9 protein-coding genes are annotated in these 8,246 nt (G+C 65.2%); 3 read left to right on the forward strand and 6 right to left on the reverse strand.

Features of this window, described 5'->3' with window-relative positions; translation table 11 throughout:
* Window positions 1-129 precede the first annotated feature (129 nt).
* The 5 genes from rng to D578_RS0114460 all read right to left on the reverse strand — a co-directional run bounded on the left by rng (window position 130) and on the right by D578_RS0114460 (window position 5,040).
* Complete coding sequence (rng, locus tag D578_RS0114440) at window positions 130-1,671, reverse strand: ribonuclease G (protein WP_018950638.1); 1,542 nt, start codon at window positions 1,669-1,671, stop codon at window positions 130-132.
* A 92-nt stretch (window positions 1,672-1,763) separates the two neighbouring features.
* Window positions 1,764-2,873, reverse strand: coding sequence for an AI-2E family transporter (locus D578_RS0114445; protein ID WP_018950639.1), 1,110 nt, complete (start codon window positions 2,871-2,873; stop codon window positions 1,764-1,766).
* Window positions 2,870-3,358, reverse strand: a complete 489-nt coding sequence (locus tag D578_RS0114450) for a hypothetical protein (protein ID WP_018950640.1) — start codon at window positions 3,356-3,358, stop codon at window positions 2,870-2,872. The genes D578_RS0114445 and D578_RS0114450 overlap by 4 nt, the downstream gene beginning before the upstream one ends.
* Complete coding sequence (locus D578_RS0114455) at window positions 3,355-4,101, reverse strand: type 1 glutamine amidotransferase (protein WP_018950641.1); 747 nt, start codon at window positions 4,099-4,101, stop codon at window positions 3,355-3,357. Before D578_RS0114455 ends, D578_RS0114450 begins: the two co-directional genes overlap by 4 nt.
* Before the next feature lie 6 nt (window positions 4,102-4,107).
* Window positions 4,108-5,040: a LysR family transcriptional regulator gene (locus tag D578_RS0114460; RefSeq protein ID WP_018950642.1), complete on the reverse strand. Its 933-nt coding sequence runs from the start codon at window positions 5,038-5,040 to the stop codon at window positions 4,108-4,110.
* Window positions 5,041-5,228: 188 nt separating this feature from the next.
* On the opposite strand from D578_RS0114460, the gene D578_RS0114465 reads away from it, so the two are divergent.
* The 3 genes from D578_RS0114465 (at window position 5,229) to rpmG (ending at window position 7,563) form a co-directional block, all read left to right on the forward strand.
* Window positions 5,229-6,974, forward strand: coding sequence for a bifunctional diguanylate cyclase/phosphodiesterase (locus D578_RS0114465; RefSeq protein ID WP_018950643.1), 1,746 nt, complete (start codon window positions 5,229-5,231; stop codon window positions 6,972-6,974).
* Window positions 6,975-7,143: 169 nt separating this feature from the next.
* On the forward strand, window positions 7,144-7,380 hold the full coding sequence (rpmB, locus tag D578_RS0114470; protein WP_018143937.1) for a 50S ribosomal protein L28: 237 nt from the start codon (window positions 7,144-7,146) through the stop codon (window positions 7,378-7,380).
* A gap of 12 nt (window positions 7,381-7,392) precedes the next feature.
* Entirely contained in the window at window positions 7,393-7,563 is a 171-nt protein-coding gene (rpmG, locus tag D578_RS0114475) for a 50S ribosomal protein L33 (protein WP_017941410.1), read from the forward strand.
* Between the two features lie 147 nt (window positions 7,564-7,710).
* Here the strand turns inward: rpmG and D578_RS0114480 are convergent, their stop codons facing one another.
* Window positions 7,711-7,941 (reverse strand): hypothetical protein, encoded by a 231-nt coding sequence (locus tag D578_RS0114480; RefSeq protein ID WP_018950644.1) that lies wholly within the window; start codon window positions 7,939-7,941, stop codon window positions 7,711-7,713.
* Window positions 7,942-8,246: the final 305 nt, after the last annotated feature.

Genomic DNA, 8,246 nt, shown 5'->3' on the forward strand with positions numbered 1-8,246 from the left:
TCGCAATCCGGCCTGCCCGGCCAACCGGGACCCGTAGCCATGCTGGGTCCGCACTGGCGATTCATCTTCGCGCCTCTTCCTCCCTGACGGAGACGGGGACCGGGTGCCTGTCTACTTATTACTTGTAGATCAGACGAAGACCACGTCGAACTGTTCCTGGGTGTACAGCGTCTCCACCTGGAAGCGGATCGGGATGCCGACAAAGCTCTGCAGCTCGGCCAGGCTGGCGGATTCCTCGTCCAGCAGCAGGTCGATCACGTTCTGCGAGGCCAGCACGCGCAGCTCGCGCGCGTCGTACTGGCGCACCTCGCGCAGGATCTCGCGGAACAGCTCGTAGCACACCGTCTCGGCCGACTTCAGATAGCCACGCCCGCTACAGATCTGGCAGGGCTCGCACATCTGGTGCTCCAGGCTCTCGCGGGTGCGCTTGCGGGTCATCTCCACCAGGCCCAGCGGCGACACGTCGCAGGTCTGGGTCTTCACGTGATCGCGTTCCAGGGCCTTTTCCAGCGCGCGGATCACCTGGCGCTTGTGCTCGTCGTCCTGCATGTCGATGAAATCAATAATGATGATCCCGCCGAGATTGCGCAGGCGCAGCTGGCGACCGATCGCCTGCGCGGCCTCCAGATTGGTCTTGAAAATGGTCTCTTCGAGCTTGCGATGGCCGACGAAACCGCCGGTGTTGATGTCCACCGTGGTCATCGCCTCGGTCTGGTCGAAGATCAGGTAGCCGCCGGATTTCAGCTCCACCTTGCGCTCCAGAGCGCGGTGGATCTCTTCCTCGACGTTGAACAGATCAAAGATCGGCCGCTCGCCCGGATAGTGCTCGATCCGGCCGATCAGCTCCGGCAGATAGCGCTCGACGAAGCCGCAGACCTTCTGATAGGTCTCGCGCGAATCGATGCGGATACGCTCGATATCCCCCGAAACCATGTCGCGCAGGATGCGCTCCACCAGCGGCAAATCGGCGTAGACCTCGGTCCCCGGCGGGGCCCCGACAGCCTGCTCCTGCAGGGTATCCCAGACCTTCTTCAGGAACGCCGTGTCGTTATACATGGCCTCGTGGTCGGCCAGCTCCGCGGCGGTGCGCACGATAAAGCCATGTTGCGGCGCCAACTCGTCACGCAACTGCTCGATGGACGCGCGCAGCCGTGCGCGCACGCCCTCGTCCTCGATGCGCGTACTCACACCGACATTGGACTGGTTCGGCATCAGCACCAGATTGCGCGACGGCAGGGTGATGTAGGTGGTAAGCCGCGCGCCCTTGGAGCCCAGCGGGTCCTTGACTGCCTGCACCAGGACCTCCTGCCCCTCGCGCAGCAGCTCGCGGATGCCCTCGCGCACCACCGGCGCCGGCGTGCCGGTGCCATTGCCGCTGGCCACGGGCGCCGCAGCGGCGTCTCCGGCGGACAGGCCGTTGCCATTGAGCTCCTCGCGCTCCACCGAAGCCACGTCGGAGGCATGCAGAAAGGCCGTGCGCTCCAGCCCGATGTCGACGAAGGCCGCATCCATACCTGGCAGCACCCGCACCACCCGGCCCTTGTAAATGTTCCCCACGATCCCGCGGCGGCGGGCGCGCTCCAGGTGCAGCTCGGTCAGGACACCATTTTCCACCAGGGCCACACGGCTCTCCTGGGGCGTCACGTTCATCAGGATCTCGGTACCGGTCATGCGTTCTTCTTGTTATCGGTGGAATGGGTCATTAGTGATGCGGGCAGGCCGCGAACCCGCATACACGGGGATTCGCAGCCCGGAATGTCGGGCTACTTCGTGACGGCTTCGGCCGTATTCGTCTCGGCCCCCGGAGGTGTCTCCGGCGGGGGCCGCTGGACGCGCGGCCAGGACTTGATCACCGCATGCACCAGCGTCGCCAGCGGGATGGCAAAGAATACCCCCCAAAGCCCCCAGATGCCGCCGAACACGAACACCGCGGCAATGATGGCGACCGGGTGCAGGTTGACAACCTCGGAGAACAGGAGCGGCACCAGCACGTTGCCGTCGAAGAACTGGATCACCCCGTAGGCAATCAGTACCCAGGCGAATTCGGAGCTCAAGCCGAACTGGAAGTATGCGACCGCGGCCACCGGGATCGTCACCACGGCCGCCCCGATGTACGGGACGATGACCGAGATGCCGACCATAAACGACAGCAGTACGGCGTATTCCAGACCGAACCAGTTGAAGGTAAGGAAGGTGACCGCCCAGACGATCACGATCTCGATGAATTTGCCGCGCACGTAGCTGGCGATCTTCAGGTTGACCTCGCGCCAGACCTCGCTGGCCAGGTGGGTGTCCTGCGGCATGAAGCCACGGATCCAGTTCAGGATCAGGTCGCGGTCCTTCAGCATGAAGAACACCATCAGCGGGACCACGATCAGATAGATCACCACGTCCACCAGATGCCGCGCCGAGGACAGCGAGAACGACACCACGCGCTGCCCCAGCAGGGTCGCCTCGGCGCGGATGGCGCCCATCAGCTCGAACACCTGATCGTCACTGATCAGTTGCGGGTAGCGCTCGGGCAGCTGCAACAGCAGGTTCTGGCCCTCGGAGATCATCCCCGGCAGCTCGCGCACCAGCTGGGTCACCTGGGCCGACATCAGCGGCACCACGCTAAATAGCGCCGCCACCGTCAGCGCCAGGAAGGCCAGCAGCACAATGGTGACCGCGAGGATGCGTGGTATGTGCAAAAAGACCAGCTTTCGCACCGCCCCCTCCAGCAGGTAGGCAATGATCAGCGAGGCCAGCAGCGGCGCCAGGATGCGCCCGGCAAAGATGATGATCAGGAATCCCGCAAGCAGCAGAAACGCCAGGATCACCACCTGCGGGTCGGTGAAATGACGTTGGTACCACTGGCGCAGGATATCGATCATCGCGAGGGTTCCCCCGACTCCCCTCCGTTATCGGGATTCGCCTGGCGGGTCGGATCCTGGGCGACGGCCTTCTCGTAGTGAGTCCGGAAGACCCCCTCCAGCTCGTCGATCACCTCCACCGCCGGGCGCCCCTGCATCACGTGCTGGCCCATCAGGGCCGAGGTCTCGTTCAGCAGTTTGGAGCGATCCAGCATGTGATAGGTCGCGGAGAGCCGGCGCATCGCCTTGATCACCGACTCGCTCTCCGGACGCGGGATCGGCTCCGGCTCGGGGACCGGTTCCGGCGCGGGGGCCGGAGACTCCTGCTCCAGAAAGCGGGCGAATTTCAGCAGGCTGGCCTGATCCTCGGGCGACAGCCGCGCGGCGATCTCGGCGATCGCCTTGGCCGGGTCTTCCCGGCCTTTCTTGCGCGCACCGCCGAGCACCGACCCGAGATCGCCCCCGGACGGGCCACCCTCGTTGCCCATGCCCAGGGGTGGAATCATCCCTCGTCCTCGATCTTCAGGCTGAACACCGGCATCTTGCGGCGTTCCTGCATCAGGCCCAGCGTCTTCACCAGGGCCACCAGCACGTCCTCGGTCACCTTCTGCATCTCGCCCCATTCCATGCGCGCCTCGCCCAGGAGCTCGCCCATGTTCGGCGGCGGATTGTGCCGCGCCTCCATGATGATGTCCTCGAGCATCCCGGGCTTCACCTCGGGTCGGAACAGCATGCCATAGGTCAGCTCGTCCGGCCGGATCGCCAGCCAGTCGCCGTCGTCGTCCACCAGGATCGGCTGCACGTCATCCGGCAGGTCGACCCGGCCGTTGACCAGCTGCAGTACCCGCCGACCATCCAGGGCCTCGGCCAGTGCGTCGCCCTCCCCGGCTGCGGTCTTGTGCGCGGTCACGAAGCGGGCGCGGTACATCGGGTCCTCGTGGGCGGTGCCGCCGGCCTGTTCGGCCACCAGCAGCCCGCCCATGCCGACGCCCACCACCGGACGCTTCGAGCGGCGGAAGATGTCGATCAGCGACAGCTCGTCCGGGACCTGCGGGTTCTCCTCGTGATCCGCGGTCGGCCAGGCGCCGCCCAGCAGCCACAGCCCGTCGAACTGGGCCGCGGAGCCCGGCAGGTCCTGCCCCACGAACGGGCGATAGTAGGAGAAGCCGATGTCACGCTTTTCCAGCTGCGACTCGATCAGGCCGAGAAACTCGGAATACGTATGCTGCACCACGCAGTAGTTCTTCATGTCGCGTCAATCCTGTTTGAGTTCTGATGCGGGGGCGAGCGGACGCTGACCGGTGCAGTACCCGCGCAGGAACTGCATCAGCACCTCCAGCGTGGGCACGCGAAACTTCTGCCGCGCATGCACCAGCGAGATCGGCCGTTCCAGCGGCGGCGACAGTGGCAGCGCCACCAGTTCGCCGAGGGCCAGTTCCTTGGCCACCACCGCCTCGGACAGCACCGAGACCCCCATGCCGGCCACCACCGCGCCCTTGATCGCCTCCGGGCTGCCGAGTTCCATGCAGCCGCGCAGACTGCTGCGGTCGTATCCGGCGCGCCCAAGGTACTCCATGATGACCTCGCGGGTCCCGGAACCCTCCTCGCGGCATATGAATGGGCGCTCGATGAAATCGTCGACGGTCACCGTGTCGCGCCGGGCCAGTTCATGCTCCGGCGGCACGATCAGCCGCAGCTGGTCCACCAGACAGGGCTGGACCTGCAGGCTGCGGTGGGTCACCGGGGCCTCGACGATGCCGAGATCCACACTGCCCTCCTCGACCATCACCACAACATTCTCGGTATTGCCCACCCGCAGGCGAATGCCGATATCCGGATGCTCGCGGCGGAACGCACCCAGCAGGGCCGGCAGCATGTATTCCGCCACCGTGGTGCTGGCGCCGATCACCAGCGCCCCGCCGTCCGCGCCCTTCAGCTCGCGCAACGCGGCCTCCATCTCGCCATAGGTGTCAAAGATGCGTTCGGCATATCGTTGTACCAGCCGCCCGGCATCGGTCAGGGTGACTCGATTGTGGTTGCGGTCGAACAGTCGGGTATCCAGCTGTTCCTCCAGCTGGCGCACCTGAAAGGTAACCGCGGGCTGCGTCATGTGCAGCACCTCGGCGGCGCGGGTGAAGGACAACAACCGTGCCACCGTCAGAAAGACCTGCAAACGCCGATCGGCCATGCCGCTCCGCCAAGTAGAAGGTTCCAGACAATCAGGGGAACCCCTGATCGAGGAATGCTACCAAGCCCCCGCGACCGGCAACAGCGACCACTTCTCCCAACGCGGCGATTCCGGACCGCACACACAAACCCGCCCGCAACGTCTATGACCTTGGCGGCATCCCAATGGCACAAACCGAAGGAACCGGAATGGCGCCGACCCCGTTTGACACCTGGTCACGTGCAAGCTCACAGGGGATTCGCGGAGGCTGGCGACTCGCCGGGGCCTCTGCCGTTCCGATCCTGATGGCGCTGGTAGCGCTGATCGTATATGAGACCGGCGGCACCTCAACTGCCTATCTCAACTTTATCCTCATCCCGGTGCTGCTGGGGGCCGCCCTGTTCGGGCTGTGGGGCGGCCTGGCCTTCGGGTTACTGGCGGGGCTGCTCCTGGGTCCGTTCATGCCTCTGGATACCGCCACCGGGGCGGCTCAACCCGCACTGAACTGGCTCACGCGCACGGGCATTTACATAGTCCTCGGGGGGTTCTCCGGCTGGCTGTTCGACAACCTGCGCCGCCACTCGGAACGGCTTTTGGAACAGGCCTACAACAATCCCGTTACCGGCCTGCCGAATCGCGAGTCACTGGAGCAATACGCCCGGCAACTGATGCTCCAGGCCGACGCCCCGCACGCCACCGCCACCCGCGTGTTCGTCATCAGCCTGCAGATGGACAACTACCCGGACAGCATCGGCGCCCTGGGCTTTGCCGCCGAGCGCCCACTGCTGCGAGCGATTGCCGAACGCCTGAAGGCGGTGGCCGAGCCCGTCGGGGCCACCGTGTTCCACATCCACGACGATCACTTCGCCCTGATCCTGCCGCACCGCAGCCGCAAGGAGACACTCGCCGTCACACGCGCCGCGATCGAATGCCTGCAAACGCCTTTCGAGGTCTTCGAGATCCCAGTCTATCTCGGGGCCCACGCGGGCGTCTCGTCCTTTCCCTTTCATGAGCAGGACGACCCCACCCGGCTGTTGACCAAGGCCTGGATGGCGATGCACGAGGCCAGTTACTCGGGGCGCCGTTACTGCAGTTACAACCGCCGCAGCAACGAACACAGCCTGCACACCGTGGAACTCCTGGGCGAGCTGCAAAGCGCGCTGGACAACGGCCAGCTCAGCCTGCACTACCAGCCGAAGATCGAGCTTGCGAGCGACCAGGTGATGGGCCTGGAGGCCCTACTGCGCTGGGACCACCCCATTCGTGGACGCATCGCCCCCGACCAGTTCATCCCGCCGGCCGAGCGCACCGGCCTGATCCACAGCCTCACCGACCGGGTGCTCGATCTCGCACTGGCCGACATCGCCCGCCTGCGTGCCGAAGGCCTGGAAATGCCGGTCAGCGTGAACATCTCGGCGCGCAACTTCCTCGACTCCGGATTCGCCGACCGCCTGCTGGAGAAGGTCCGCGCCTCGGGCCTCCCACCCTGCGCCGTGGAACTTGAGTTCACCGAGACCGCCCTGATGGCGGACCCCGACGAGGTGATTCGCGCCCTGCGTCGCCTGACCGAGGCCGGACTGGAACTCGCCATCGACGACTTCGGCACTGGCTACTCGTCGCTGGCCTACCTCAAACGCATGCCGGTGACGACCCTCAAGATCGATCAGGCCTTCGTGCGGCAGATGCTGGAACACCCGATCGACGAGCAGATCACCCGCGCCAGCATCAGCCTGGCCCGGGATCTGGGCCTCAAGGTGGTCGCCGAGGGGGCCGAGGACGCGGCCACCCTCGCACGGCTGCGCGACTACGGATGCAACGCGGCCCAGGGCTACGGCATCGCCCGCCCGATGCCGCTGGAGGCGGTCATCGCCTGGGCCCACGATCGGGGCCTCGTTCCCGGCCTGTGCCCGGAGGCCGATGAGCGCGCGGCCCCCAAGCGAGCGAACAGCCGATAATCGATAGATCGGCTCGGTGGCGCTCGAGCCGATCGGCCTTGGGGCACGGCGTCGTGCCCCAAGGCCGCCGCGGATGCTCCCGAATTGATCAGCGCCTCCCTTGCGCCCGACCCGGGGCTACGCTATAGTCCGCCGTCTTTCTGGTAGACCCAAATTCCGGAGTCCCCCGATGGCCCGAGTATGTCAGGTGACCGGCAAACGCCCGGCGACCGGTAACAACGTTTCTCACGCTCACCGCAAGACGCGGCGGCGCTTCCTGCCCAATCTGCATTTCCACCGTTTCTGGGTGGAAAGCGAGAACCGCTTCGTACGCCTGCGCCTTAGCTGCAAGGGCATGCGGATTATCGACAAGCGCGGCATCGACGCGGTCCTGGCGGACTGCCGTGCCCGCGGTGAAAAGGTCTAAGGAGGCTTCACGATGGCTGCCAAGTCCGCACGCGACAAGATCCGCCTGGTGTCCTCCGCAGGCACCGGTCACTTCTACACCACGTCCAAGAACAAGCGGAACATGCCCGAGAAGATGGAGATCAAGAAGTTTGATCCCGTCGTCCGCAAGCACGTGATGTACAAGGAAGCCAAGATCAAGTAATCGCGCCTCATGGCACGATTGCCTGAGAACAGGCGAAAAAAAGCCCGGCCCGCTCAAGCGCGGTGCCGGGCTTTTTTGTGTCCGCATATAGTGAGGGAGACACTGACGAATGAATGCATTCACCGGTGTCTTCCCATGGACGTGCGCTCAGACCGGATCCGGCTGCCCACCTTCCTCCGGCGCCGCATCGCCCTCGGCGGCGGTTTCCGCCCAGCGCGTCATCACACGGCCCCAGCGGTGAGCCGTCGCCGGGTCCAGTTCGATCTTGGTATAACGCCCGCCATCGCGGATAATGACCCGCAGCAGCGGGACCCCCGAGTCGTGCAGGATCTGGCGCAACTCCACGACTTCTCCAAATGGCGCATCAATCGAATCCATGGTGCGTATGTTCCTCCCGAGCCGGCCTGCCGCACGCAGTCGTGGCCGCCCATCCGTTTTTGATCAAGGGAAACACTGATTAATGTACACGCTCGCGTTGGCACCCCAGGTTTTCCGAGACCAGGCGCGTCGTGCAGCGGGTAGTGATTCTACCCGCAAGCGGCGCAACGCAGGATCGGGGAACCTGGGGTGCCAACCCCACAAGCTATTGAACGACGGGGCTCGGCCGCTTTGGCGTGCGCACGGCGTTGCGGCTCCCTTGTGCAGAATGACTGCACGGCAGTCACCGCGCCTTGTTCGCACGC

The sequence above is a fragment of the Thioalkalivibrio sp. ALMg11 genome (genome assembly GCF_000377905.1).
GTDB lineage: Bacteria > Pseudomonadota > Gammaproteobacteria > Ectothiorhodospirales > Ectothiorhodospiraceae > Thioalkalivibrio.

Bases quoted from the DNA above. Each gene is read 5' to 3' on its own strand.
- rng (WP_018950638.1), bottom strand. From the start codon at position 1,671: ATGACCGGTACCGAGATCCTGATGAACGTGACGCCCCAGGAGAGCCGT.
- rpmB (WP_018143937.1), top strand. From the start codon at position 7,144: ATGGCCCGAGTATGTCAGGTGACCGGCAAACGCCCGGCGACCGGTAAC.
- D578_RS0114480 (WP_018950644.1), bottom strand. From the start codon at position 7,941: ATGGATTCGATTGATGCGCCATTTGGAGAAGTCGTGGAGTTGCGCCAG.
- D578_RS0114455 (WP_018950641.1), bottom strand. From the start codon at position 4,101: ATGAAGAACTACTGCGTGGTGCAGCATACGTATTCCGAGTTTCTCGGC.
- rpmG (WP_017941410.1), top strand. From the start codon at position 7,393: ATGGCTGCCAAGTCCGCACGCGACAAGATCCGCCTGGTGTCCTCCGCA.
- D578_RS0114450 (WP_018950640.1), bottom strand. From the start codon at position 3,358: ATGATTCCACCCCTGGGCATGGGCAACGAGGGTGGCCCGTCCGGGGGC.
- D578_RS0114460 (WP_018950642.1), bottom strand. From the start codon at position 5,040: ATGGCCGATCGGCGTTTGCAGGTCTTTCTGACGGTGGCACGGTTGTTG.
- D578_RS0114445 (WP_018950639.1), bottom strand. From the start codon at position 2,873: ATGATCGATATCCTGCGCCAGTGGTACCAACGTCATTTCACCGACCCG.
- D578_RS0114465 (WP_018950643.1), top strand. From the start codon at position 5,229: ATGGCGCCGACCCCGTTTGACACCTGGTCACGTGCAAGCTCACAGGGG.